Here is a 25,256-nt window from a genome sequence, read left to right as displayed (position 1 = left end):
GTTAAACATAGTATTTTACACATTAGTTCTTCTATGCACGTCGAATTGTATTTTTTATCTTAAATTAGGCATTTATTACTTCTTTTTTTACATCTGGTAAGCCTTTTAATAAATTTTCAGCAATTGTTAACCATTTCGATGTCTCTAATCCATTCGTTTTCATCACAATTTTCAATTGTGATCCTTCCATACCAAGACCAATCATACGACCAAAACTATTCCCTAGCATAAATAATTTCCCACCATCGATATTTTGGCTTGCTTGTTCAGAAAACAGGAACGTTACTTCAAATTTATTTTGCTTAACTAACTCAATTTGTTCTTTCATTGCTAACACTTTAATATTTGCGATTTGTAATAAATAACCAACTTCTTGTGGGTAATCACCAAATCTATCTATCATCTCTTCCTGCAGCTCTTCAATATCTTCAATTGCAGAAACACCTCTAAATTGTTTATACATCATAATTTTTTGTTTACTATCTGAAATATACGCATCCGGTAAATATGCATCTACTTCTAAATCAATTTCAACATTAACGGTATTTTCAACTCCATCTGTTCCTCTACGTTGCTCAATTGCATCTTTTAACATTTGAGAATACAGATCAAATCCGACAGAATCAATAAATCCATGTTGTTCTGCCCCTAACAAATTACCCGCACCACGAATTGATAAGTCTCTCATCGCAATTTTGAAACCAGATCCAAGCTCTGTAAACTCTTTAATTGCCTGCAGACGCCTCTCTGCAACTTCCGATAACACTTTATCGCGTTTGTATGCAAAGTATGCATACGCGACGCGATTAGAACGTCCAACACGACCACGAAGCTGATACAACTGTGATAATCCCATACGATCTGCATCAAATACAATTAATGTATTTACATTCGGAATATCTACACCCGTCTCAATAATTGTTGTACTTACAAGAACATCATGCTGCCCCTCTAAAAACGATAGCATAACAGACTCTAATTCACTTTCATTCATTTTCCCGTGTGCGTATGTTACACGAGCGTCTGGAACTAACATCGAAATTTCATCTGCTTTTCTTTCAATATCCTCCACACGGTTATATAAGAAGTAAATTTGACCTCCTCTTGCAAGCTCTCGCTCTATCGCTTCTCGCATTAATGCTGGATTATACTCCACTACATATGTTTGTACTGGGAACCTGTTCTCTGGCGGTGTCTCAATTACAGATAAATCACGCACACCAAGCATAGACATATGAAGTGTACGTGGAATCGGAGTTGCCGTTAACGTTAAAACGTCCACATTCGCTTTCAATTGTTTAATTTTTTCTTTATGCGTAACACCGAATCTTTGTTCCTCATCAATAATAAGAAGTCCTAAATCTTTATAAGTAACATCTTTAGATAAAATACGATGTGTTCCGATTACAATATCTACCGTTCCATCTTTTAAACCCTTAATCGTTTCATTTTGTTGTTTTCGCGTACGGAATCTACTTAGTAACCCTATATTAATCGGGTAATCTTGAAAACGCTCTCGAATTGTTTCATAGTGTTGTTGTGCAAGAATGGTTGTCGGTACTAAAATCGCAACTTGTTTTTCATCCATAATTGCTTTAAATGCCGCACGAATGGCTACTTCAGTCTTTCCATACCCTACGTCACCACAAAGAAGCCTATCCATCGGACGTCCACGTTCCATATCTTTCTTAATTTCGTCAATAGAACGTAATTGATCCTCTGTCTCTTGATATGGGAATGAAGATTCAAATTCTTGTTGTTCTGCCGTATCTGGTGTATATGCATAACCTTTTGAAGCTTCGCGCTCGGCATACAATTTAATTAGGTCATCTGCAATGTCTTGTACAGATTTTTCAACTTTCGTTTTAACCTTTTTCCAATCATTACCACCTAATTTATAAACTTTCGGATCCTTACCTTCAGATCCTACATATTTTTGCACTTGATCAATTTGTTCAATCGGAACATATAACTTATCATTACCTTGATATTTAATATTTAAATAATCTTTATGAACACCATTAATCTCTAATGTCTCAATACCTAAAAATTTACCTATACCATGATTTACATGAACTACATAGTCTCCAACTTTTAATTCCGAATAACTTTTAATACGTTCAGCGTTAGATAACTTTTGCTTACGTTGTGATTTTTTAACCTTCTTATGAAAAAGCTCCTTTTCAGTAATAACAACAAGCTTTTGCATCGGCATTTCAAACCCTGCATGTAAATCACCCACAGCAATTTGTAACCTTCCAGGCAATAAAATATCTGTTGCCTCTACAATGTCTGCATCAATATCATAATCACTTAAAATATGTTGCAGTTTTTTTACACGTTCATCATCTGTTCCGAGCACAACGGTCGTAAAATGCCCTTCATTCCACCTATCAATTTCAGTTTTTAACAACTGCATCTGTCCGTGGAAATCCTGCATCGTTTTACATGTCACATTCACAATATTTTGTGGATGTGTATGTGCTATATGGCGCAAGAATAACGTTAAATATACAAAACTTCTTTTTTTATGATGAAGAAACTCCTCAAATGAGTGGGAGAAAGATAAGTCCTGAATAATTGTTCCTTCACCAAGAAGTGATATATACCATTCCGCTTCTTCTGTTTCGAGATGTGATGCCGTTTCTTGAATACGGGAAATTTCATCTAAAATCACAACACCATCTTCTGGTAAATAATCTATCAGACTAGCAGGTTCTTTATAGAAAATAGATAAATATTTAAACATTTGTTCTATACTTTGCCCGTTTTTCAACATCTCAATTTCATGACTTACCGTCTCAAGTACTGTAGTCTTTAATTTATCATCGGAAAGCTTTTGCATCGTCTTAGTCAAACCTTCTTCAAGATGCTTAATTCCCGATTTCAATTCTTCCTGTGAAAATAAAAACTCTGTTGCTGGACCGAACTTAACACTTTCCTTTTTATCTTGAGAGCGCTGTTCATCCACATCAAACAATCGAATAGAATCGACTTCTGTATCGAAGAATTCAATACGAAATGGTAATTCTTCCGTTAATGGATAAATATCTAATATTCCCCCGCGTAAACTGAACTCTCCTGGAGCTTCTACCATTGACTTACGCTCGTAGCCAATATGATGTAAAGTATACAAAAGTGCATCTAGATCAATCTCTTGCCCTAGATTGATTTCAATTTGCCTTTGCTTCCATAATTCTTTTATTGGTAAAAATCTACGTAGTCCTGCAACTGGCGCTACAATAATCCCATTCTCTCCCGCCGCTAAGCGATTTAACACTTCAATACGCTGCGCCTTCAATTCTGGACTTGCAACACCAATTTCCGATGCTATCAATTCATTTACGGGATATAACCACACATCTTTTTCACCAAGTAAAGCCACTAAATCTTCATGTACTTTTTGTGCTTGGTATAAATTGTGCGTCACAATTAGTTGCGATTTTTTTGTTTTTTTATATAAAGCTGCCATTAATAATGAACGAGAAGATGTTGCCATACCCGATATAAGTTGCTCTTTCAACCCATCTTCTAGCCCATTAATAACCGATTGTATCTCTTCATTTTTATAAAACTGCTCTAATAAACCTATCATTATCAAAACTCCTCTCAACATAAAGAGCAAGTTACTATATTTTATGCAAATATTTCGGAAAAAGAAAACAGAAAAATGCTTTGGACATGCCAAAGCGACAACATTTTATTGCAGAAATTTTTCATATTCATAATACTCAGGATAAGATGCGAGCGTTTCTTGACACGATTCACAAATCGTTTTTATATATATATTTCCATTCTCATGAAAATGAATCATATCCACTACTTCTTGCTCTGTTAGTTGAAGCAAAACGTCGCTATATACTTTTTCTACGGTAACGGAACCTACATTACTCTCGCAATGTCTACAGTAATAATACCCTTCCATACTAGCCTCCTAAATATCCAGTTACTACTAGTATGGGTTAAAGCAAAATAAAATATTCTAGATTATACTCTTAACTATTAAAAGTATTCATAATTTGGAGAAATGGTTTATTTAACCACTCTTCACATGCATCTGCTGTCTTTTCAATGGACCCATTGACACCAGGAAGTTCTTCAGATGTAAAACGCCCTAATACATAATCCACTACTTTCATCCCACTTTTCGGGCGATCGATTCCCATGCGGATACGTTGAAATTCTTGTGTTCCTAAATGTGAAATTGTTGATTTCACACCATTATGTCCACCTGCACTTCCTTTCATGCGAAGGCGTAATTTACCTACAGGAATATCTAAATCATCATACATGACGATGAAGTCCTCGACATCAATTTTATAATAATCCATGAGCGGACGGATACTTTCCCCAGATAAATTCATATATGTAAGTGGCTTTAATAAGATTACCTTTTCCCCATTAACAAAGCCTGCACCAAATAGCCCTTTGAATTTTTGTTCATTCAAAGAAATATTCCAACGCTTGGCAAGTTCATCAATCGCCATAAACCCAATATTATGCCTTGTTAATTCATATTCTCTACCTGGGTTCCCAAGTCCTACTATTAATTTCATTCTTTGTACCACTACTTTCTTTTTTCGATACGAAAAGACGTAACCAATCTTGGTTACGTCTCATTCTATCCAATTAATTGAATAATACACTTACTGATTCTTCTTCGTATACACGAATGATTGCTTCTCCGATTAATGGAGCAACTGAAAGTTCATGTACTTTATCAATTTTCTTTTCTTCTGGTAATACGATAGAGTTCGTTACAACTAACTCTTTAATATTCGAATTTTGAATACGCTCAATTGCTGGGCCAGATAATACTGGGTGTGTACAGCAAGCATATACTTCAGAAGCACCGTTCTCAACAAGAGCGTTTGCCGCTAATGTAATTGTACCAGCTGTATCAATGATGTCATCAATTAAAATTGCTGTTTTGCCTTCGATGTTACCGATAATGTTCATTACTTCCGATACATTCGGACGAGGACGACGCTTATCAATAATAGCGATTGGCGCTTTTAGGCGGTCTGCCATTTTTCTAGCACGAGTTACACCACCGTGATCAGGAGATACGATTACGATATCTTTAAGACCTTTTGTTTCAAAGTAATCTGAAAGAATCGGTACACCCATTAAGTGGTCGATTGGGATATCAAAGAATCCTTGAATTTGTGGAGCATGTAAATCTAGAGTGATTACACGAGTTGCACCTGCTGTTTCAAGCAAGTTTGCTACAAGTTTCGATGTAATTGGTTCACGAGAACGCGCTTTACGGTCTTGACGCGCATAACCATAGTAAGGAATAACAATATTAATTGTTTTTGCAGATGCACGTTTTAATGCATCAATCATAATAAGTAATTCCATGATATGTTCGTTTACTGGGAAGCTTGTAGATTGAATAATGAATACATCGCAACCACGAATACTTTCTTCAATGTTAATTTGAACTTCTCCATCACTAAAACGATCAACAGAACATTTTCCTAGTCCTACTCCAATATGCTTTGCGATTTGCTCAGCAAGTTCCTTATTAGAGTTTAAAGAGAATACTTTCAAATTAGAATTTAGATATTGAGTCGACATCTAGATTAACCCTCCACATTATGATTTTTTCTTATTCAGCAATTGATCAACATAGTCTTCTTTGTTAACTTGACGTGCACGTGCTACTGATAATGCTTTTGATGGAACATTCTCTGTAATTGTAGAGCCTGCTGCCACATAAGCACCATCTTCAACTGTTACAGGAGCAACAAGATTTGAATTACATCCAATAAATACCCCGTTACCAATCACAGTTTTAAATTTATTCTTTCCGTCGTAGTTCACCGTAATTGAACCACAACCAAGATTCACGTCTTCTCCAACTTGTGCATCCCCGATATAACTTAAGTGTGAAGCTTTACTTCTATTACCAAAAACAGTTTTTTTGATTTCTACGAAGTTTCCAACGCGCACTTCATCTCCAATAACTGAATCTGGGCGAATATGTGCAAATGGACCCACTGATACTTCTGTACCAAGTTTGCTGTCATGTACAGTAGATTGACGAATTACCGTACGCTCTCCAATTTCACTGTCGCGAATTACTGTATGTGGTCCAATTTCACAATCAGAACCAATTACAGTGTTCCCCTCAATAATTGTTCCTGGGTGAAGAACTGTATCACTGCCAATAATTGCATCAGCAGAAATGTATGTGTTACTTGGATCAATAATTGTAACACCATTTACCATGTTTTTTCGGTTAATACGGTTTTTCATAATAATTTCCGCTTGCGATAGAGCGACTCTGTCGTTAACACCTAACGTTTCATCGAAGTGCTCTGTTTGATAAGCTGATACAATATGACCTTCATTTTTTAAAATTTCAATAACATCCGGAAGGTAATATTCACCCTGTACATTATCATTTGAAACTTTAGAAAGTGAAGCAAATAGAGCTTTATTATCAAAACAATACGTACCTGTATTGATTTCTTTAATAGCTAATTCTTTTTCATTTGCATCCTTATGCTCAACAATCTTTTCAACATGACCATTCTCATTACGAACGATACGGCCATATCCAGCAGGCTCTTCTATGTACGCTGTTAGTACCGTTGCCATTGCTCCCGCTTCTTCGTGTTGCTGAAGCAATGCTTCCATCGTTTCAGCAGTTATTAGAGGTGTATCACCACAAATAACTAAAGTTGTTCCTTCTTCATTTGCAAGTACATTTGCAGCTTGATCGACAGCATGTGCTGTACCAAGTTGTTCTGCTTGTAATGCAAACTCACTTACGTTTCCTAGCTGTTCTTGTACCATTTCAGCACCATGTCCAACGACTGTTACAAGTTTCTGCATCCCTAATTGAGATACTTGATCGACTACATGTTGTACCATTGGTTTTCCACATACAGGATGTAGCACTTTGTATAGCTTGGACTTCATACGTGTGCCTTTACCTGCAGCTAGAATCACTGCAAATCTGTTTGACATATAGACCCTCCATCGCAACCTATTTATCCATTAACGATATTATCCTAAATCATCATATATTTCAAGAAACACATTATAACTATTAAATTTTACCATAATTCTTATACGATGTTTTACTCTTTAGTATCTTTTTTAAGAAATAAGCTATACTATTTTAAATGATTTTGAAAAAATTAGAAGTTTTCTACCCTTATTTTTCTAAATATGAATTTTTATAATTAAAAACAGATATTATTCCAAAAAAAAACAAACTCCTGTAAATGCTTACAGGAGTTTGCTACAAAATTATAAGACTTTCTTTCGAAAGCCTTTTCATTCGAATTTTACGAAGCGCCCGCTTCTTCAAACTCAACCTCTTCTAACTCGCCTAAACGATGATACTCTGTTAAAACCGCATCTTGAATTTTAGAGCGTGTATTAGAATTAATTGGATGTGCAATGTCACGGAATTCTCCATCTGGAGTACGTTTGCTTGGCATTGCTACAAATAATCCATTATTACCATCAATTACACGAATATCATGAACAACAAATTCATGGTCTAGAGTAATAGAGGCAATTGCTCTCATGCGGCCTTCTGTGTTTACGCGGCGTAATCTTACGTCAGTCACTTCCATCTTGTGTTCACCACCCTTTTCTAAATAAGCGATATATTTGTATAAATTCCACAAAATTTCTATTTTCCCTTTAATTTTTTAAAAATTTTTAAGATAAAAATTTTTAAAGTAATTGAATATAGAGATTAGTAGAGGTTATCGCTTACAAAGGGTTACTTAACTAGGGCGATTACTTCGATTTCAACAGAAACATCTTTCGGTAATTTTGCTACTTGTACACAAGAACGCGCTGGCTTATGAGTAGAGAAATAAGAACCGTATACTTCATTAACCGCATTAAAATCATCCATATCCTTTAAGAATACTGTTGTTTTTACCACTGTATCAAATGAAGCACCAGCTTCTGCTAATACTGCTTGTAAATTTTCAAATACTTGCTCTGTTTGTACTGTTACATCCCCCGTTACAAGTTCTCCACTTGCCGTTAACGGGATTTGTCCCGAACTATAGAACATATTATTTACAATAATCCCTTGTGAATATGGTCCGATTGCTTGTGGTGCTTTGCTTGTTTGAACAACTTTCATACTTTTCACCCTTTTATTATTTATTTTTACTCTTTAAAAATAGTGCACGAAAAGCAGTTTGTCCACCTATTTTATAATTTATAAATAGAATAAAAAAAGATAAAGCTATCTGCTTTACCCTTTTTACTCAGCCCCTACAATTCCTTCATTAAATGGCGCAAGCGAATAATTCCCCTTCTCCACTTGAATCGCCTTTTCTTTTACATCAACTTCCGACAGACGAATTAATGATACAAAGTTATTAATAAGCCTTTCTTCGATATCCGTAGATTCTACTAATACACCAATTCCAACAACGTTAGCTTTAAATTCTTCTAGCATGCTCATCATACCTTGAATGGTTCCGCCAGCTTTCATAAAATCATCAATAATTAAAACGTTAGATCCTTCTGGAAGGCTACGCTTTGCTAAAGTCATCGTTTGGATTCGCTTAGAGGAACCTGATACATAGTTAATACTAACAGTGGGTCCTTCTGTTACCTTATTATCTTTTCTCGCAATTACCACCGGTACATCTAAGTAATTCGCCACTGCATAAGCAAGTGGAATTCCTTTTGTCGCTACGGTCATAACCGCATCAATTGGTTGTCTAGCAAAAACGGAAGCAAATAAACGACCCGCACCATTAATCTGGCGAGGATTACTTAAAAGATCCGTCATATATAAGTAACCGCCAGGCAAAATGCGATCTGGATTTTCAAATAAGCTACAAAGCTCATTAATAATTAGATTTGCCTCTTCTTCACTTATATAGGGAATATATTTCACTCCTCCTGCTGCTCCTGGTATCGTTTGCAATGTGCCGACCCCTTGTTGTTCAAACGTTTGCTTAATAATAACTAAATCTTCACTAATGGATGATTTAGCCGATTGATACCTTTCAGCAAAAAAAGTGAGAGAAACTAGCTGACGAGGATTTTGTAGCAAATAATAAGTCATATCGACCAATCTTGTACTTCGTCTAATTTTCATACTCTCACCTCAAATCACGAATATTCTAAACAAATCATAACGTATTATACGTCTTTATTCAAGCGTTTCTCGCTCTCCTAATAAACGTACTGCATATACTTGTTCGCAAAATCCTTTTAATCCGTTATATATACGATGCATTCGCGAATCATGGTGTACAAGACCAAATACAGTTGGACCACTTCCACTCATTAATACGGCATCCGCACCGAATCGTTTCATCTGCGCCTTAATACGCGCAACTTCAGGATGCATCGCAAATGTCACATCTTCTAAAACGTTACCAACAGTATCACAAATTCCTTTATAGTCCCCGCCATTAATGACTTCAACCATTTTATCTACATTTGGATGTGTAACACAATTCAATTTTAAATTTCCATATACGTCAGCAGTCGATACACCAATGTGTGGCTTTGCTAAAATAACCCAACAAGAAGGTGGAGTCTTTATGTGTTCAATTTTTTCTCCTCTTCCAGTGGCGATCGCAGTTCCGCCGTATACACAAAACGACACATCTGACCCAATTTCTGCGCCAAGCTTTGCTAACTCATCGATTGTAATTCCTAAATTCCATAACTTATTAAGGCCACGTAATGTCGCTGCTGCATCACTACTTCCACCTGCTAATCCAGCGGCTACTGGAATCGTTTTTTCAATAGTAATAGATACACCTTTTTTTACATTAAACTTCTCTTTTAATAATTTCGCTGCTTGATAAGCTAAGTTGCGTTGGTCGTCTGGGACATACCGATTATGGGACAAAATTTCAATACGGTCTTCTGCTAATTCCATTAGCTCTAAACGATCTGCTAAATCAATTGTTGTCATAATCATTTTCACTTCATGATATCCGTCTTGTCTTTTTCCCAGTACATCTAACGACAGATTAATCTTTGCTGGCGCTTTCACTAGTAGCTTCAATCTATTCACCCACTCTATGTACTCAATCTTTTATCGTTTATTTTACCATAAATTTATAGTAAGACGATGACACTTCCCTAATTATAACGAAAAGCATTCAGAATGAAACTACTTATATCAAATGATGGCACCTTTTAGCGTGCAAAAAGCCGAGGAATCTCTCCTCGGCTACCGTAGCATAGAAAGTATCTTACAACTACTGGTTTCGTTTCATTAATTGCTGTTCCGCAATTTCTATAGCACGTTTCACCATATTACCAGCATCTTTCGCACGAATTCCGCCCCATCCTTCTTTCTGAACAACATCATAAAAGCCAAGCTCTTTTGCCAGCTCTTCTTTAAATTGATTTGACATGACTCCTCTTCGTCTACTCAATGCAGAGTCCCTCCTTATTTTGCTACGGTATAATTAGTATGCAAAATAATATAGCTTTTCATTTGTGGGAATATATGTAACAAATAACACATTAATTATAAAATGCTTCATTATGGGGTTCATCGTAAAATGTTAACTCTACTGTCTCTGTTAAAACATCTGCATAACTATACGATACACGTTGCAATGCGTCTTCTTGCTGATCTAATTGTACAACAAAGACCGAACGATACGTTTCTGCAAGTACCCCCGATTGCTCTACAGTTTTTCTTCTTCCACTATTCGCCTTTAACATAAGTCGCTGTCCAAGATGGTGATCTAATTCGTTTTTAATATCATCTAAACGTTTTGACATATCCCTTGCTACACCTCGCTGTAATTTAGATTGAACACTTAAAACACGATATATCTATCCCAATTATTAACCGCAATTTACAGACAATATCATTATAAAAGCATCATGCGTTCGAATAGATAGAAGAAATACTATATTGTAAAAGTATCATTGTATAGTCTGCACGTTCTTGCAGTTTTTTATCCAAATTCATTCAAATCATTCCAGCATAAAAAAGCAAGATACATATGTACCTTGCTCATTCTTCATAATGTTGAAAGGGTAATCCTGTGCGCAAAATCCCTCTCGTTTCAATTCCGCCTAGCCCTTTTTCACCAGTAATCGTATTACGCACAACGTCCCATACATTGACTCTTTCCATAAATGAAGTAAAGCTAATTTTACCAACTACATATACAGGATCTAGAGCATGAATATTAATTCTGGATGGCGAACTAGCAAAATTAGCACCTGCTCGAATCAGCGCCTCAAAGTGTGATTGACAAGCTCCAGCAAAAATAACGAGTTGATCTAATGATGGATATTTTTTTCGCACTTCTCGAACAGCCTGTACAAAATGTCTAGAATGTCTATATGCTGTTAAATCTCCCATGACTCCTTTTGACTTTGTATATGCATCATGTCCTGTAATGACTAAAATATCTGGACGAAAATGATCGATTAAGTCTACTACCTTTTCATGCATCTCCGTTTCCTTACAATGAATACCTTGTACAGGAACGCCTATTTTATTATATAAATCTAAACACTTGCGCAAATATAAAGGATCTCCATCTATATGCAATACACGCCCTGGCATTTGAAAGTAATTCACTTCACTTGTATATCCACCTGTTGAAGTGTGTTCATGTCTTTGTTTCATTAATACATAATCTTGTTGAAATAAACGGTACGTACGCTCCATTGTTTCTTTTTCACGCTTCACTCTTTTTTTATGTTCTCGTTGATCTATACTAATTAAATCTTCAAGCGGCGCATCCGCCACAAGTCTAATTTCTTCCCCAAACAATATCGCTATCTCGCCTTTTATTTCTATAATACGAAAAAGAATATCCCTATTATGAGAATATCGTTCCACTAATTCTCCAACATGTAAAGCCATTCTCCTACCTCCAAACTCGTTAGGCCATCTTACCTGCTTTTAAAGTATGAATTTAGGAAAGGAAAGGTGACAAAAGGGACAGCTCAAGTTGAACTGTCCCTTTCATATTCTTATGACAATTTATGAAGAACTAATGCATTACTTAATGTTGCAAACTCTTCGATAGATAGCGTTTCGCCTCTTCGCCTCGGATCAATTCCTACTTCTGTTAAAATTTGATCCAACAACTCTTTATCTTTCGGGAAACCATTTAAATTATTTGATAAATTATTCATTAACGTTTTACGACGCTGTGCGAAACTCGCTCGTACTACTTCAAAGAAGAAAGTTTCATCTGTCACTTCTACAACTGGTTTAGAACGCTTTAGAAGACGGATAATCGCAGAATCAACATTTGGTTGTGGTACAAACACTGTACGCGGTACAGTCATAACTGTTTCTACCTCTGTATAATACTGAATGGCGATTGATAAAGAACCATATTCTTTCGTTCCAGGTTTAGCAGCTAAACGATCTCCAACTTCTTTTTGCATCATAACAACAAATCCACGAACGGGTAATTTTTCTTCAAGCAATTTAAATAAAATTGGCGTTGTAATATAGTATGGCAAGTTAGCTACTACCATTACATCTTGTCCTTCTTCGAATTGCTCACTAAACACTTCATGTACATCTGCTTTTAGTACATCTTTATTTATAACTGTAACGTTGCTATATGGAGCTAACGTCTCGTCTAAAATTGGTAATAATCTCTGGTCAATCTCAAAAGCCACTACTTTTTTAGCACGCTTTGCCAATTGCTCTGTTAATGCACCGATACCTGGTCCAATTTCAATTGCACCACTTTCTGAACCTATTTCTGCGTGATCAACGATACGATTTAATACATTTGTATCAATTAAAAAATTTTGTCCTAAACTTTTTTTGAATGAAAATCCATACTTTTCAACAATGTCTTTTGTACGATTTGGTGTTGCTATATCTTTCATTTCTTTTCCTCCTGTATTACTTGTTTATAAGCTTCTGCAAATGATTCCTTTGAAACTTGAAACATTTGTAAACGTTTATGTAACTGTTTTGCGTTTGTATAACCAATCTTTAATAGCTTACCCATTCTTTCTCTGCGACTCTTTGCCATTTCTCCGCCCACTAAGCCCGCATCGACTAGATCACTCCAACTAATTTCACTTGTGTAAGCTTCCATTTCTTCATGTATATTCTCTAAAGCACGGCGAATCGACTCATTAGAAGCATGTTCGATACCAACACCTTTTTTCCTTTTAGCAAGTGCTTCTTCCTTCGGTAAAAAAGCATGCTTACATCCAGGAACCTTGTCAGAAATAATTTTTCGAATACGCTCTCCAGGATAATCCGGATCTGTGAAAATAATAACGCCTCGTTTTTGCTGCGCTAATTTAACTTGCTCAATAACATGATCACCGATTGCTGAACCGTTCGTTTCGATTGTATCCGCATCAACAGCACGTTTAATCGCAACTGTATCATCTTTACCTTCTACAACGATAATCTCTTTAATTTTCATGCTTGCCTCCACACTCGTTTCGTCTCTACTTAGTAAAACAAAAAAATGACGACTTTTCCATTATTATTTTCCCAATCGTACATTTTAAAAAGTAGAAGAGAAAAATCTTTGTTCACTATTCTTATTGTAACACTTCTATCTCCATCCTAATTTATCCGCAATATTTCTACACTTATGTTATGGGTAAATAATGGGCTCTTAGCATTTCTACTGTCTCTCTTCTAAAAAATAAAAAAAGAATGGGACTCCCCCACTCTTTTTTATTCGACACCAAATAAAGCTTTTGCATTCTTTGTTGTTATTTGTGCTACCTCGTCATAAGAAATTCCTTTTAAATTCGCAATTTCTTCTGCCACTAGTTTTACATAACTAGGTTCATTTCGTTTCCCTCGAAATGGATGTGGTGTTAAATATGGACAATCTGTCTCTATCAATAATTTTTCTAATGGAATCTCCATAGCAACTTCTTTCGGTTTCTTCGCATTTTTAAATGTAACAGGCCCACCTAATGAAATTAAAAAGTTCATATCAACACATCGCTGTGCTACTTCTACACTACCGCTAAAGCAATGCATAATGCCTCCCACCTCAGCTGCATTCTCTTCCTCTAGGATATCAACAATATCTTGAGTTGCATCGCGGTTATGTATAATAATCGGTAATTTTACCTTTTTAGCTAATGTAATTTGTTTACGGAATACTTCCTTCTGTATTTCTTTTGGAGACTTATCCCAGTGATAATCTAGTCCCATTTCTCCAAGAGCAACTACTTTAGGGTGGACAGCTAATTCTTCTAACCAAACTAAATGTTCTTCTGTCATGTCGATAGCATCAACGGGATGCCACCCAACTGCAGCATAAATAAAATCATAGGCTTCAGCTAATTCAATCGCTTTTTTTATTGTTACTTCATCGAATCCAACAACAACTGTATATGTAACTCCCGCTTCTTTCATCCTTGCAATAACTTCTTGTAAATCTTCTTCAAACTGCTCTGCATTTAAATGTGAATGTGTATCAAACAACATAATAAATAACTCCTTTTATATTGAAATCAATTTTATCCCAGAAAAAATTAAGCCTTTTCTAACTTAACGATAACAATACTACAATTTTAATGCAAAAAAGGGGAATTTAAAAAGAAAAAAGATGCTTCACACATGTTACACGTGAAACATCTCTTTTCTTGTCCCAATTACTTGATCTTTGTACCATTCGGTAAATTTTGGTCGATTGTTGCTAATGACAATACGCCATTTTCTTCACCTGCTAAAATCATACCTTGCGATAATTCACCACGTAATTTTACAGGTTTTAAGTTTGTTACACAAATTACCTTTTTACCTTTTAGATCTTCTGGTGAGTAGAATTTTGCAATTCCCGAAACAACTTGACGCTTTTCTGTGCCTAAATCAAGCTGAATTTTTAACAACTTATCTGCTTTTTTCACAGGTTCAGCCGATATTACTTCAGCTACTCGTAATTCTACTTTAAAGAAATCATCAATTGTAATTTCTTCTGCCTTCGGTTCTTCTTCTTTTTTCTCTTCTACTTTAGGCGCAGAGCCCTTCATTTGTTCTTTAATATACTCTACCTCTACTTCCATTTCCAAACGAGGGAAAATTGGGTTTCCTTTTTCTACTTTTGTGCCAGCTGGAATACATCCAATTGTAGATAGGCTTTCCCAAGATTTATGTGCCTCTTCAGTAAGTCCAAGTTGAGCAAACATCTTACTTGGTGCTACTGTTAGGAATGGCATAAGCATAATACCTGTTTGACGAAGTATCTCTGCTAAGTGCGACATTACAGACGCAAGTTTTTCGCGATCATTCTCATCCTTCGCCAATACCCACGGCTGTGTTTCATCAATATATTTATTCGTACGGCTAACTAACTGCCAAATAGAACTTAGTGCTACAGAGAACTCCATATTCTCCATTGCCTCTTCTACTTTTTTCAATGTATCCTTCGCAAATGTAACTAGCGTTTCATCGAACTCAGTTACATTCGCTTTAAATGCAGGGATTTCCCCGTTAAAGTATTTATCAATCATAGCTACTGTACGATTTAATAAGTTTCCTAAGTCATTCGCTAAATCAAAGTTAATTCGTTCAACAAATCCCTCTGGTGTGAATACGCCATCAGAGCCAAATGGAACTTCGCGAAGTAAGTAGTAACGTAATGCATCTAATCCGTAACGATCAATTAGTGTAACTGGATCTACTACGTTTCCTTTTGACTTACTCATTTTTCCATCCTTCATTAAAATCCAGCCATGAGCAAAGACTTTCTTCGGAAGTGGTAAATCTAACGCCATTAAAATAATTGGCCAATAAATTGTATGGAAACGCACGATTTCTTTTCCAACTAAATGAACATCTGCTGGCCAGAATTTTTTATATTTCTCTTCATTTTCTGTTCCATATCCTAATGCAGTAATGTAATTAGACAAAGCATCTACCCATACATAAATAACGTGTTTTGGGTTCCCTGGAACACGAACTCCCCAATCAAATGAAGTACGAGAAACAGCCAAATCTTCTAATCCTGGCTTAATAAAATTATTAATCATTTCATTTTTACGAGACTCTGGTTGAATGAAATGAGGGTTCTCTTCATAGAACTTTAATAGTCGGTCTACATATTTACCCATTCTAAAGAAATAAGACTCTTCGCGAACAAGCTCTACATTATGACCACTATCTGGGCTTTTTCCACCAACTACTTTGTCGCCCTCCATAATTGGATCTACTAATTGATGCGCTGTATAGAATGTTTCATCTTGTACAGAATACCAACCTTCATATTCATCAAGATAAATATCACCTTGATCTACTAGCTGCTTGAAGATTTTCTCAACGACGTCTTTATGACGATCTTCAGTTGTACGAATAAAATCGTCATAAGAGATATCCATCTTCTCCCAAAGTTCTTTAATCCCTGATACAATGTTGTCCACATATGCTTGTGGTGTAACATTTAGTTCTTCTGCTTTCTTTTGGATCTTCTGTCCATGCTCATCAGTTCCTGTTAAATAATGAACATTGTATCCTTGCATACGCTTATATCGTGCCATCGCATCTCCTGCTACTGTCGTATAAGCATGTCCAATGTGTAACTTTCCACTTGGATAATAAATTGGGGTAGTAATATAAAAGGACTTATTTTCCTCTGTCATTGTTTTGGACCTCCCGGATGACCTCATATGTATTTATAAACAGTATATCAAAAACTCACATATAAAAACGAGTTAATGCTCGATATCTTTATCATCTATTACTCATATTTTTAAAAATTATACAGCCCTTCTCTGGAATATATATATTTTTCAGAAAATAAAACGAAATAATTATAGTAATTACCCACATTCTATTATATATAAAAAGTAAGAAATCTATAAATCTTTTTAAAAAATATAGAATTTAAGAATTGACGGAAATGTAAATGATTGGTATCATATGTCCATAGGGTATTTTGTCGAAAAATGACGAATCAAAAAAATAGACTCGTAACTTATAAACTATTTATTTAGGAGGAAAAGAATTATGAAATCTACTGGTATCGTTCGTAAAGTTGATGAATTAGGTCGTGTGGTAATTCCAATCGAATTACGCCGTACTTTAGGTATTGCAGAAAAGGATGCTCTTGAAATCTACGTTGATGACGAGAAAATCATCTTAAAAAAATATAAACCAAACATGACTTGCCAAGTAACTGGTGAAGTATCTGATGGTAACCTATCTTTAGCTGAAGGCAAAATTATCTTAAGCAAAGAAGGCGCTGAGCAAGTCTTAAACGAACTTCAAGATTATATCGAAACAGCAAAATAAGCTTCTCAATTATGAGAAGCTTATTTTTTATCGACATGATAGATTTGATATACATCCCTTTTCGGCAAATCTCGATCTTTAGCGACTGTTTTAATCGCTTCTTTTGAATTCATGCCTTTTTCATTTATATAATGTTCAATATGATCATGTACTGAAACAGATTCCCACCATTGTTCTTCTGGAGCAGGTTCTTCCGTTGAACCAGCTACTAAAATACAAAACTCACCACGTACTTCATTTTGCTTCGTCCACTCAATCGCTTCCTCAATTGTTCCACGAATAAATTCTTCAAATTTTTTCGTTAGCTCGCGACATAATGCGATTTCCCTATTTCCTAAAACTTCTTGCATTGAGATTAAAGTATCATCTAGACGATGAGGTGCTTCATAAAACATCATTGTAGTTTGTACGTAACGAAGCTTCTCTAATTCCATTCTTCTTTCCTTTTTATTTCTTTGCAAAAATCCATAGAAATAAAACTGCTTTGTTTCAAGTCCTGATGCAATTAATGCTGTAAGAGCCGCATTTGCTCCTGGAAGCGGGATAACATGATATTGTTCTGCTACAGCTTCTACAACAATATCGTAACCAGGATCAGAAATACACGGCATACCGGCATCGCTCACAATGGCTACAGTCTTACCATCTTCTAACTTATCTAAAATTTTTCGTCCACTTACTTCTTTGTTATGCTCGTGATAACTCATAACTGGTGTTTCAATTTCAAAATAATTACAAAGCTTCTTCGTTTGTCTTGTATCTTCAGCAGCAATAATATCTGCCTCTTTTAAAATTCGGATTGCACGAAATGTCATATCCTCTAAATTTCCGATTGGAGTTGGTACTAAATATAAAACTCCCTTTTCATTTTGCTGAAAGCTTTTTTGCTGCCACATAGCGTTCTCCTTTTTGCATGTATTCTTCTTTTTGTTTCCTCGTTAACTGCTTAAAATGATATTCAGCTTGCATAGCCGTTCGTTTATCCTCATGATCCTCTACATATTTTAAAACAACCGGAAGTCTAGCACGTGTATATCTAGCACCTTTTCCATTATTATGAGTCTGAATCCGCTTTTCTATATGATTTGTATATCCAGCATAATAACTTCCATCAGAACACTCCACCACATAAAAACAATGCTTATTCGTCTCCATATAAAATTGAACGAATCTCCTCTGTATATTCGTTATTCTCTTCATATACAAAAAGAGGTGGCAAGATTTTCAAATCTGCATTTCCATCCTTAATTCCTTCAATTAACAATGTATTCGCTTCTTTACCAGCCTTAGGATAAACAAATCGCACACGTTTCGGTTCAATTTTGTATTTACGCATCAATGTAACGATATCGAGAAAACGACCGGGCCGATGTACAAATGCAACTTTCCCACCCTGTTTTACCAACTGGCTACTTGCATATACAACATCTTCTAATGTACACATAATTTCGTGACGAGCTATCGCTAAATGTTCATTCATGTTTTTCTCAGAAGTTTGCGGTGTTTGAAAATAAGGAGGATTACACGTTACAACATCATATTGATGGCGTCCGAGTTTCTCCGGCATATCTTTCAAATCTCCATGGATTAAATGAATTCTTTCTTCTAAATTATTGTATTGAACGCTTCTTATTCCCATATCATATAGGCGCTCTTGAATCTCTACACCTGTAATTGTCCCTTTTGTCCTTGTACTCAATAAAAGAGGTACAACCGCATTCCCCGTACACAAATCAAGTAAATTACCTTTTTGAATTGGTACCCAAGCAAAGTCTGCAAGTAATACAGCATCTAAAGAGAAATTAAATACTGATGGACTTTGTATAATCTTCATATCTTGTGCTAATAAGTAATCTAAACGTTCATCTTCATATAAATTCATATATTGCTCCCTTTCTTACATTTAACCTACCCTATTTCATCCTCTATTAATGTAAAAATAAATTTCATTCTACTCTCATGTATAAAAAATTACCTTTCCAATTATATTGGAAAGGTAATCTCACTTTTTATTTAAAAATGACAGACAGAATAAACAATCTCCCTCTTTACGTACACTTCCATAATGTAGATTGCAAATATGAAAACCTTCCTGATACAGTCTCGCTAAGTTATCGTAGCCCTCACCGATATCTGTTTTTGGCTTCATTTCTTTGCGTTTTTGAGTTTTTTGTTTTTCCTTATTCTGCACTTCTTCAAAACGATGTCGCAAATTTTCATTTTCCATTTTTATATGTTGGTTTTCTTCCAATAATTCTGCAAGATGTTGTTTTAATTCTCCCAACTGTTTGTATAAATGTCCAATTTGCTCTTCCATACTAGAAACTGATGCAAAAATATCCTTTTTCTCCACAAGCACCCACCTCATTAATCTGTGGTTTGACTCGAAACGACCCCTTTATTAATTAATTCATCTAACGTATATTCTACTATCCGTTCCTTGTCTACTAGTTCCACTTGAATTAATCTTTCTAAAATATTTAATCCGATAACACGGCCAGTACCATGCGGGGTTTGTATACGTTGATCTAAATCAGGAAGTTGTTCCTTTGCTGCCTCATATTCATCATTCTCATATTTTAAGCAACACATTAAGCGACCACATAAACCAGAGATTTTTGCAGGATTTAATGATAAATTTTGATCCTTTGCCATTTTAATGGATACAGGTTCAAAATCTCCTAAAAAAGTAGAACAACAAAGCATACGACCGCATGGACCAATACCACCAAGCATTTTTGCTTCGTCACGAACGCCGATCTGTCTCAGCTCAATTCTTGTCCTAAAAATTGCCGCTAAGTCTTTCACTAGTTCCCGGAAATCAATCCGACCATCCGCAGTAAAGTAAAAAATAATCTTATTACGATCGAACGTATACTCTACATCTACAAGCTTCATATCAAGATTATGTTCTCCTACCTTTTGTTGACAAACTTGATATGCTTCTTTCGCAGCATGCCTATTCTCTTCAACAATGGTACGATCATTTTCATTTGCAATACGAATAACCTTTTTAAGCGGTAATACAACGTCGTTTTCATCAACTTGCTTTTTGGTAATAACTACTTTTCCGTATTCAATACCCCTTACCGTTTCTACAATTACGAACTCATTTTCTGAGATATCGAACTGATTTGGATCAAAGTAATATACCTTCCCGGCCTTCTTAAAGCGAACACCTACTACATCATACAAAACGGTCATCCCTCCTGCAACCGCAACACTAACTGTTCGAACACAAGCTGCGCATTTACATTAGCGTTGATTCTATTTTTTGCCTCTAATATATGAAAGAGAGCTGATACAATGCGCTTCTGAGCATAAGAAAAGGATTCAAACATCTCTTTCTGCTCATGAAAAACAAGACGATCTTCTTCTCCAAGTTGAACATATAATAAATCCTTATAAATAAGGAGTAACATATCTAAGCCTTGCTGTAATTGTTCTTTCTCTCCAAAGTGCTTCCCCCATTTTTCTTGTACAAAAAAAATAGAGGCCTTATCTTTTTCGAGCGCTTCACATAATTTTATCACTAAAGCTCTCGCTTGTGCAAACCATTCATCATTACACATTAATAAAGCTTCTTCAAAACTATTTGTAAGCTGTGCAGCCAGTGTAGATAAAGAAACTGTAATACCTTCTTCCTCTAATCTCTTAATTAAGGATTCTGTAGGTAACGGCCTAAATGTAACAACTTGACAACGAGATAAGATTGTATTTAAAATCTTATGACTTTGTTCAGTAAGTAAAATGGCTGTTGTATCACTACTTGGTTCTTCTAAAAACTTTAAGAGTGTATTCGCTGCATTTGCTGTCATACGATCTGCATGCTCAATAATATATACTTTTTTATTTGCTTCTAATCCTGTTTTTGAAAACTCTTCTTGTAAATCTTGGATTTGCTGTTTTTTAATAGATAATCCATCGGGTTTTACAATATGTAAGTTTGGGTGGTTACCTGAATCAATTCGGCGACAATTCGTACATACATGACAAGGCTCTACACCATTTCTTTGTAAGCAGAGAAAACTTTTTGCCATTTGAATTGCTGTTGCGAACTTCCCGGTCCCTTTCCCTCCCTCTAACAAGTAAGCGTGGGATATACGCTCTTTTGCAATGCTATTCATCAACATTTTGACACCGATGGGCTGTATAGCAGAAAGCTGCTCCCACGTCTTTATCATAATGCATACCTCACTTATTTCATTCTTTCCTTCTATTATAACAATTTATCTTCTACAATCTGAATAACTTCTTCTATAAGTTTTTCCATTGGTTGATCAGCATCTACTACTACAATACGATCAGAGAAGCGCTCTGCAACTTGTAAATACCCTTCACGCACGCGTTTATGGAAAGCGATGTCTTCCATATCTAGTCGATTTACTTCGCGTCCTGCATCTTTTTCAATTCGTGCTAACCCAACCTCTGGCTCAATGTCTAAATAAATTGTTAAACTAGGCATACAATCTTCCGTTGCAAAACGATTAATTTCAAATACTTTATCCATACCTAAGCCCCTTGCATATCCTTGATACGCTAAAGAGCTATCTATAAAACGATCACATAGTACAAGATAGTTTTCCTCAAGTGCTGGCATAACTTTTTCCACTAAATGTTGTCTACGTGCAGCAGCATACAGAAGCGCCTCTGTACGTGCTTCCATCATCGTATATTCTTGTTTATGTAAAATTGTTCTAATATCTTCAGAAATTGCAATACCACCCGGTTCCCTGGTCGCCATTACCTTTTGTTCCTTTTGCTCAAAATATGGTAATAAACTTTTAATTAATGTTGTTTTACCCGAACCTTCTGGCCCTTCAATTGTTACAAATAATCCCTTCATCCTAAAACCTACTTTCTATATCATACACGTTCATATATTTCGTACTACCTTGAAAACGAGCCCCTGTTTTCTCTAAATGAGTAATTTGCTTTGTATGTTCCTGAGTAATTCTCTCTCCATACATGATCAATGGAATTCCAGGTGGATACGGAATCACCATTTCTGCAGCTATCATACCAACGGCTTCTTCTATAGATACTAACTTCGTTTCGTATCTCTCTAATTGTTTATACGTATACGGTAAAGGGGAAATCTCCCCTTTATAAGTATAACGAATTGATGCTGTCTTGTCTTTTACCTTATATTGCTGCAAAGCTACTCGAATTATCTCTATAGCTTTTATATACTCCCCATTTACTTGTAACGGTAATATAAATAGGACGTTATATGGATCTGCCATTTCCGTATATATACCGACCTTTTCAAATACAGACTGTAATTCATACCCCGATAACTGACAGCGAGTTTGCACCGTAACCTTTAATTCATCTTGCAACGGATATTGTAAAATAGCTATTTGCGGGATTGATCGCAATTCTTCTTTAAATCGGCGTAAAAACTCAACAATATCATCATGACCTTTTTCCTTTATAACCGCTATTGCAAAACGGGCTATATCAAGGGATGCCATAATTGGATACGATGGGCTACTAGATTGTAGCATACTTAAATAGGAGGACACTTTTTCTTTACTCACCAAACGGCTATTTATATGTAAATAAGATCCCATTGTCATTGCAGGTAATGTTTTATGTGCGGAATGAACCACAATATCCGCGCCATAAGCTAATGCTGACTTTGGAAATGGATCTCCTATACAAAAATGTGCCCCATGTGCTTCATCTACTAGAACAGGAATTTTATGTTCATGTGCGTAAGCAATACTTGCCTCTAAATCAATCCCCATACCATAGTAATTAGGATGTGTTAAAATAAGTGCTTTAGCATTCGGATACTTTGTAATTGCCTCCTTGATAGCTTCATCATGAACACCTACTGGTACGTTATGTACTTCATCAATCCATGGATTTAAAAAGACTGGGTTAGCCCCTGCTAATTTCAAAGCATTAATGATTGATTTATGACAATTTCTTTGCACGAGGACAATATCATGTTCGCCGCAGCAAGACAAAATCATCGCTAAATTTCCAACTGTTGAACCATTAATTAAAAAATAACTTTTTTGCACACCATATACTTCAGCTAATAATCGCTGTGCTTCATCTATACATTCAAACGGACTATGTAAATCATCTAATCCTGTTAACTCTGTTACATCTATCGATAATATGTCCTTAAACCCTCCTGTAGCTTCCTGAGGGAAGTTTAAACCATTCTTATGACCTGGAACATGAAAAGATAGTGGTCGTCTTTCTTTAAATTCCATTAACGCCTCATACAAAGGCATACGATTTTGATTCATCTATATCTCTTCCTTATTATTCATTCTATATCTATTATACAGAACAAAAAAAATAATAGGCATATGCCTATTTAAAAATATGATACTTCTAATTTTCGAAGTTGTTTTAAATAATATATATACTTCGGATCATTTGTCTCCGTATTCACCATATCTTTTTCACATTCATAACAAATTAAATTATTATAAACATATATACCTTCTTTTCTTTCTGTCTCACAAACAATGCAAACTTCGCTTTGTGATTTCATAACCTTCCCTCCCTATTTAAATGGACATATTTTATACTTCTATTCCTTAACAATTTACAGAAAAATATACATCAATCTCTTATATAATATGATTAACTCTTGGGCAACGTGTTTGTATTATCATTACTTCTTTTACATACCGTTTAACAATACAAAAAAACACAAGTCAAAAGACTTGTGTTTTTAGTTGCTTGGCGACGTCCTACTCTCACAGGGACAAGGTCCCAACTACCATCGGCGCTAGAGAGCTTAACTTCCGTGTTCGGTATGGGAACGGGTGTGACCTCTCTGCCATCATCACCAAACTATGAAGGCATATTCCTTCAAAACTAGATAACATTGCTACATATTATATGGTTAAGTCCTCGATCTATTAGTATTCGTCAGCTCCACATGTCACCATGCTTCCACCTCGAACCTATCAACCTGATCATCTTTCAGGGATCTTACTAGCTTACGCTATGGGAAATCTCATCTTGAGGGGGGCTTCATGCTTAGATGCTTTCAGCACTTATCCCTTCCGCACATAGCTACCCAGCTATGCCCTTGGCAGAACAACTGGTACACCAGCGGTGCGTCCATCCCGGTCCTCTCGTACTAAGGACAGCTCCTCTCAAATTTCCTACGCCCACGACGGATAGGGACCGAACTGTCTCACGACGTTCTGAACCCAGCTCGCGTACCGCTTTAATGGGCGAACAGCCCAACCCTTGGGACCGACTACAGCCCCAGGATGCGATGAGCCGACATCGAGGTGCCAAACCTCCCCGTCGATGTGGACTCTTGGGGGAGATAAGCCTGTTATCCCCGGGGTAGCTTTTATCCGTTGAGCGATGGCCCTTCCATGCGGAACCACCGGATCACTAAGCCCGACTTTCGTCCCTGCTCGACTTGTAGGTCTCGCAGTCAAGCTCCCTTATGCCTTTGCACTCTACGAATGATTTCCAACCATTCTGAGGGAACCTTTGGGCGCCTCCGTTACACTTTAGGAGGCGACCGCCCCAGTCAAACTGCCCACCTGACACTGTCTCCCGGGTCGATAAGACCCGTAGGTTAGAATTTCAATACAGTCAGGGCGGTATCCCACCAGCGCCTCCACCGAAGCTAGCGCTCCGGTTTCAATGGCTCCCGCCTATCCTGTACAAACTGTACCAAAATTCAATATCAGGCTACAGTAAAGCTCCACGGGGTCTTTCCGTCCTGTCGCGGGTAACCTGCATCTTCACAGGTACTATAATTTCACCGAGTCTCTGGTTGAGACAGTGCCCAAATCGTTACACCTTTCGTGCGGGTCGGAACTTACCCGACAAGGAATTTCGCTACCTTAGGACCGTTATAGTTACGGCCGCCGTTTACTGGGGCTTCAGTTCAGAGCTTCGCTTACGCTAACCCCTCTCCTTAACCTTCCAGCACCGGGCAGGTGTCAGCCCCTATACTTCGCCTTACGGCTTCGCAGAGACCTGTGTTTTTGCTAAACAGTCGCTTGGGCCTATTCACTGCGGCTTTCCG

At 36.4% G+C, this 25,256-nt stretch carries 26 protein-coding genes and 2 rRNA genes (1 of these 28 cut by a window edge); 1 reads left to right on the top strand and 27 read right to left on the bottom strand.

From position 1 onward, the window contains the following. Positions 1-64 precede the first annotated feature (64 nt). From mfd to metG, 16 genes are all read right to left on the bottom strand, one after another. Positions 65-3,595: a transcription-repair coupling factor gene (mfd, locus tag LUS72_RS00300; protein WP_097832987.1), complete on the bottom strand. Its 3,531-nt coding sequence runs from the start codon at positions 3,593-3,595 to the stop codon at positions 65-67. A gap of 105 nt (positions 3,596-3,700) precedes the next feature. Beyond that, positions 3,701-3,925, bottom strand: a complete 225-nt coding sequence (locus LUS72_RS00295) for an anti-sigma-F factor Fin (RefSeq protein WP_000399437.1) — start codon at positions 3,923-3,925, stop codon at positions 3,701-3,703. A 70-nt stretch (positions 3,926-3,995) separates the two neighbouring features. Next, on the bottom strand, positions 3,996-4,556 hold the full coding sequence (gene pth / locus LUS72_RS00290; protein ID WP_264448499.1) for an aminoacyl-tRNA hydrolase: 561 nt from the start codon (positions 4,554-4,556) through the stop codon (positions 3,996-3,998). Positions 4,557-4,629: 73 nt separating this feature from the next. Then, entirely contained in the window at positions 4,630-5,583 is a 954-nt protein-coding gene (locus LUS72_RS00285; protein ID WP_000107420.1) for a ribose-phosphate diphosphokinase, read from the bottom strand. An 18-nt stretch (positions 5,584-5,601) separates the two neighbouring features. Then, positions 5,602-6,981: a bifunctional UDP-N-acetylglucosamine diphosphorylase/glucosamine-1-phosphate N-acetyltransferase GlmU gene (gene glmU / locus LUS72_RS00280; RefSeq protein ID WP_097832989.1), complete on the bottom strand. Its 1,380-nt coding sequence runs from the start codon at positions 6,979-6,981 to the stop codon at positions 5,602-5,604. Between the two features lie 323 nt (positions 6,982-7,304). Then, positions 7,305-7,598 carry a septation regulator SpoVG gene (gene spoVG, locus LUS72_RS00275; RefSeq protein WP_000454042.1) on the bottom strand — a complete coding sequence of 98 codons (294 nt, stop codon included), beginning with the start codon at positions 7,596-7,598 and terminating at the stop codon, positions 7,305-7,307. Positions 7,599-7,750: 152 nt separating this feature from the next. After that, a complete protein-coding gene (locus tag LUS72_RS00270) occupies positions 7,751-8,125 on the bottom strand; it encodes a RidA family protein (RefSeq protein ID WP_000869819.1) in 375 nt (124 codons plus the stop codon). A 123-nt stretch (positions 8,126-8,248) separates the two neighbouring features. Then, complete coding sequence (gene purR / locus LUS72_RS00265) at positions 8,249-9,097, bottom strand: pur operon repressor (protein ID WP_098361756.1); 849 nt, start codon at positions 9,095-9,097, stop codon at positions 8,249-8,251. 54 nt (positions 9,098-9,151) lie between these two features. After that, positions 9,152-10,021 (bottom strand): 4-(cytidine 5'-diphospho)-2-C-methyl-D-erythritol kinase, encoded by an 870-nt coding sequence (ispE, locus tag LUS72_RS00260; protein WP_141533416.1) that lies wholly within the window; start codon positions 10,019-10,021, stop codon positions 9,152-9,154. Positions 10,022-10,217: 196 nt separating this feature from the next. After that, positions 10,218-10,397 (bottom strand): acid-soluble spore protein SspF, encoded by a 180-nt coding sequence (gene sspF, locus LUS72_RS00255; RefSeq protein ID WP_002094215.1) that lies wholly within the window; start codon positions 10,395-10,397, stop codon positions 10,218-10,220. Between the two features lie 91 nt (positions 10,398-10,488). Continuing rightward, positions 10,489-10,752, bottom strand: coding sequence for a biofilm formation stimulator Veg (gene veg / locus LUS72_RS00250; RefSeq protein WP_000044339.1), 264 nt, complete (start codon positions 10,750-10,752; stop codon positions 10,489-10,491). 238 nt (positions 10,753-10,990) lie between these two features. After that, complete coding sequence (gene yabG / locus LUS72_RS00245; RefSeq protein WP_097832992.1) at positions 10,991-11,854, bottom strand: sporulation peptidase YabG; 864 nt, start codon at positions 11,852-11,854, stop codon at positions 10,991-10,993. A gap of 110 nt (positions 11,855-11,964) precedes the next feature. Next, positions 11,965-12,843 carry a 16S rRNA (adenine(1518)-N(6)/adenine(1519)-N(6))-dimethyltransferase RsmA gene (gene rsmA, locus LUS72_RS00240; protein ID WP_097832993.1) on the bottom strand — a complete coding sequence of 293 codons (879 nt, stop codon included), beginning with the start codon at positions 12,841-12,843 and terminating at the stop codon, positions 11,965-11,967. After that, complete coding sequence (gene rnmV / locus LUS72_RS00235; protein ID WP_000692835.1) at positions 12,840-13,397, bottom strand: ribonuclease M5; 558 nt, start codon at positions 13,395-13,397, stop codon at positions 12,840-12,842. Before rnmV ends, rsmA begins: the two co-directional genes overlap by 4 nt. 260 nt (positions 13,398-13,657) lie before the next feature. Next, complete coding sequence (locus tag LUS72_RS00230; protein WP_097832994.1) at positions 13,658-14,425, bottom strand: TatD family hydrolase; 768 nt, start codon at positions 14,423-14,425, stop codon at positions 13,658-13,660. Positions 14,426-14,592: 167 nt separating this feature from the next. After that, complete coding sequence (metG, locus tag LUS72_RS00225; RefSeq protein WP_097832995.1) at positions 14,593-16,575, bottom strand: methionine--tRNA ligase; 1,983 nt, start codon at positions 16,573-16,575, stop codon at positions 14,593-14,595. Positions 16,576-16,942: 367 nt separating this feature from the next. On the opposite strand from metG, the gene LUS72_RS00220 reads away from it, so the two are divergent. Then, positions 16,943-17,227 (top strand): transition state genes transcriptional regulator AbrB, encoded by a 285-nt coding sequence (locus LUS72_RS00220; protein WP_000843037.1) that lies wholly within the window; start codon positions 16,943-16,945, stop codon positions 17,225-17,227. A gap of 20 nt (positions 17,228-17,247) precedes the next feature. On the opposite strand, the gene rsmI is transcribed toward LUS72_RS00220, so the two are convergent. From rsmI to LUS72_RS00165, 11 genes are all read right to left on the bottom strand, one after another. Further along, positions 17,248-18,123, bottom strand: coding sequence for a 16S rRNA (cytidine(1402)-2'-O)-methyltransferase (gene rsmI / locus LUS72_RS00215; protein WP_264448498.1), 876 nt, complete (start codon positions 18,121-18,123; stop codon positions 17,248-17,250). Continuing rightward, a complete protein-coding gene (locus LUS72_RS00210) occupies positions 18,092-18,382 on the bottom strand; it encodes a GIY-YIG nuclease family protein (protein WP_016131051.1) in 291 nt (96 codons plus the stop codon). The genes rsmI and LUS72_RS00210 overlap by 32 nt, the downstream gene beginning before the upstream one ends. Then, positions 18,369-19,109: a tRNA1(Val) (adenine(37)-N6)-methyltransferase gene (locus tag LUS72_RS00205; RefSeq protein WP_097832997.1), complete on the bottom strand. Its 741-nt coding sequence runs from the start codon at positions 19,107-19,109 to the stop codon at positions 18,369-18,371. Before LUS72_RS00205 ends, LUS72_RS00210 begins: the two co-directional genes overlap by 14 nt. 120 nt (positions 19,110-19,229) lie before the next feature. After that, a complete protein-coding gene (gene yabA / locus LUS72_RS00200; protein WP_000412059.1) occupies positions 19,230-19,580 on the bottom strand; it encodes a DNA replication initiation control protein YabA in 351 nt (116 codons plus the stop codon). Between the two features lie 14 nt (positions 19,581-19,594). Further along, positions 19,595-20,422, bottom strand: a complete 828-nt coding sequence (locus LUS72_RS00195; protein ID WP_002107285.1) for a PSP1 domain-containing protein — start codon at positions 20,420-20,422, stop codon at positions 19,595-19,597. A gap of 5 nt (positions 20,423-20,427) precedes the next feature. Further along, complete coding sequence (holB, locus tag LUS72_RS00190) at positions 20,428-21,411, bottom strand: DNA polymerase III subunit delta' (protein WP_264448497.1); 984 nt, start codon at positions 21,409-21,411, stop codon at positions 20,428-20,430. A gap of 35 nt (positions 21,412-21,446) precedes the next feature. After that, positions 21,447-22,073, bottom strand: coding sequence for a dTMP kinase (gene tmk / locus LUS72_RS00185; RefSeq protein WP_097832998.1), 627 nt, complete (start codon positions 22,071-22,073; stop codon positions 21,447-21,449). 1 nt (position 22,074) lies between these two features. After that, positions 22,075-23,496 (bottom strand): aminotransferase class I/II-fold pyridoxal phosphate-dependent enzyme, encoded by a 1,422-nt coding sequence (locus tag LUS72_RS00180; protein WP_097832999.1) that lies wholly within the window; start codon positions 23,494-23,496, stop codon positions 22,075-22,077. A 71-nt stretch (positions 23,497-23,567) separates the two neighbouring features. Then, positions 23,568-23,747, bottom strand: a complete 180-nt coding sequence (locus LUS72_RS00175) for a sigma factor G inhibitor Gin (protein ID WP_000842053.1) — start codon at positions 23,745-23,747, stop codon at positions 23,568-23,570. A 189-nt stretch (positions 23,748-23,936) separates the two neighbouring features. Continuing rightward, positions 23,937-24,052, bottom strand: a 5S ribosomal RNA gene (gene rrf, locus LUS72_RS00170). A gap of 48 nt (positions 24,053-24,100) precedes the next feature. After that, positions 24,101-25,256: ribosomal RNA gene (locus LUS72_RS00165) — 23S ribosomal RNA — on the bottom strand; it runs 1,766 nt beyond the window's last position.

This window comes from Bacillus cereus (assembly GCF_025917685.1).
GTDB classification, from domain to species: Bacteria; Bacillota; Bacilli; order Bacillales; family Bacillaceae_G; genus Bacillus_A; species Bacillus_A cereus_AT.
This window is presented reverse-complemented; position numbering and strand designations above follow the sequence as displayed.

Excerpts from the sequence above, each read along its gene's own strand:
- mfd (WP_097832987.1), bottom strand. The coding sequence starts at position 3,595 with ATGATAGGTTTATTAGAGCAGTTTTATAAAAATGAAGAGATACAATCG.
- LUS72_RS00295 (WP_000399437.1), bottom strand. The coding sequence starts at position 3,925 with ATGGAAGGGTATTATTACTGTAGACATTGCGAGAGTAATGTAGGTTCC.
- pth (WP_264448499.1), bottom strand. The coding sequence starts at position 4,556 with ATGAAATTAATAGTAGGACTTGGGAACCCAGGTAGAGAATATGAATTA.
- LUS72_RS00285 (WP_000107420.1), bottom strand. The coding sequence starts at position 5,583 with ATGTCGACTCAATATCTAAATTCTAATTTGAAAGTATTCTCTTTAAAC.
- glmU (WP_097832989.1), bottom strand. The coding sequence starts at position 6,981 with ATGTCAAACAGATTTGCAGTGATTCTAGCTGCAGGTAAAGGCACACGT.
- spoVG (WP_000454042.1), bottom strand. The coding sequence starts at position 7,598 with ATGGAAGTGACTGACGTAAGATTACGCCGCGTAAACACAGAAGGCCGC.
- LUS72_RS00270 (WP_000869819.1), bottom strand. The coding sequence starts at position 8,125 with ATGAAAGTTGTTCAAACAAGCAAAGCACCACAAGCAATCGGACCATAT.
- purR (WP_098361756.1), bottom strand. The coding sequence starts at position 9,097 with ATGAAAATTAGACGAAGTACAAGATTGGTCGATATGACTTATTATTTG.
- veg (WP_000044339.1), bottom strand. The coding sequence starts at position 10,752 with ATGTCAAAACGTTTAGATGATATTAAAAACGAATTAGATCACCATCTT.
- yabG (WP_097832992.1), bottom strand. The coding sequence starts at position 11,854 with ATGGCTTTACATGTTGGAGAATTAGTGGAACGATATTCTCATAATAGG.
- rsmA (WP_097832993.1), bottom strand. The coding sequence starts at position 12,843 with ATGAAAGATATAGCAACACCAAATCGTACAAAAGACATTGTTGAAAAG.
- rnmV (WP_000692835.1), bottom strand. The coding sequence starts at position 13,397 with ATGAAAATTAAAGAGATTATCGTTGTAGAAGGTAAAGATGATACAGTT.
- LUS72_RS00230 (WP_097832994.1), bottom strand. The coding sequence starts at position 14,425 with ATGTTGTTTGATACACATTCACATTTAAATGCAGAGCAGTTTGAAGAA.
- metG (WP_097832995.1), bottom strand. The coding sequence starts at position 16,575 with ATGACAGAGGAAAATAAGTCCTTTTATATTACTACCCCAATTTATTAT.
- LUS72_RS00220 (WP_000843037.1), top strand. The coding sequence starts at position 16,943 with ATGAAATCTACTGGTATCGTTCGTAAAGTTGATGAATTAGGTCGTGTG.
- rsmI (WP_264448498.1), bottom strand. The coding sequence starts at position 18,123 with ATGTGGCAGCAAAAAAGCTTTCAGCAAAATGAAAAGGGAGTTTTATAT.
- LUS72_RS00210 (WP_016131051.1), bottom strand. The coding sequence starts at position 18,382 with ATGGAGACGAATAAGCATTGTTTTTATGTGGTGGAGTGTTCTGATGGA.
- LUS72_RS00205 (WP_097832997.1), bottom strand. The coding sequence starts at position 19,109 with ATGAATTTATATGAAGATGAACGTTTAGATTACTTATTAGCACAAGAT.
- holB (WP_264448497.1), bottom strand. The coding sequence starts at position 21,411 with ATGATAAAGACGTGGGAGCAGCTTTCTGCTATACAGCCCATCGGTGTC.
- tmk (WP_097832998.1), bottom strand. The coding sequence starts at position 22,073 with ATGAAGGGATTATTTGTAACAATTGAAGGGCCAGAAGGTTCGGGTAAA.
- LUS72_RS00180 (WP_097832999.1), bottom strand. The coding sequence starts at position 23,496 with ATGAATCAAAATCGTATGCCTTTGTATGAGGCGTTAATGGAATTTAAA.
- LUS72_RS00175 (WP_000842053.1), bottom strand. The coding sequence starts at position 23,747 with ATGAAATCACAAAGCGAAGTTTGCATTGTTTGTGAGACAGAAAGAAAA.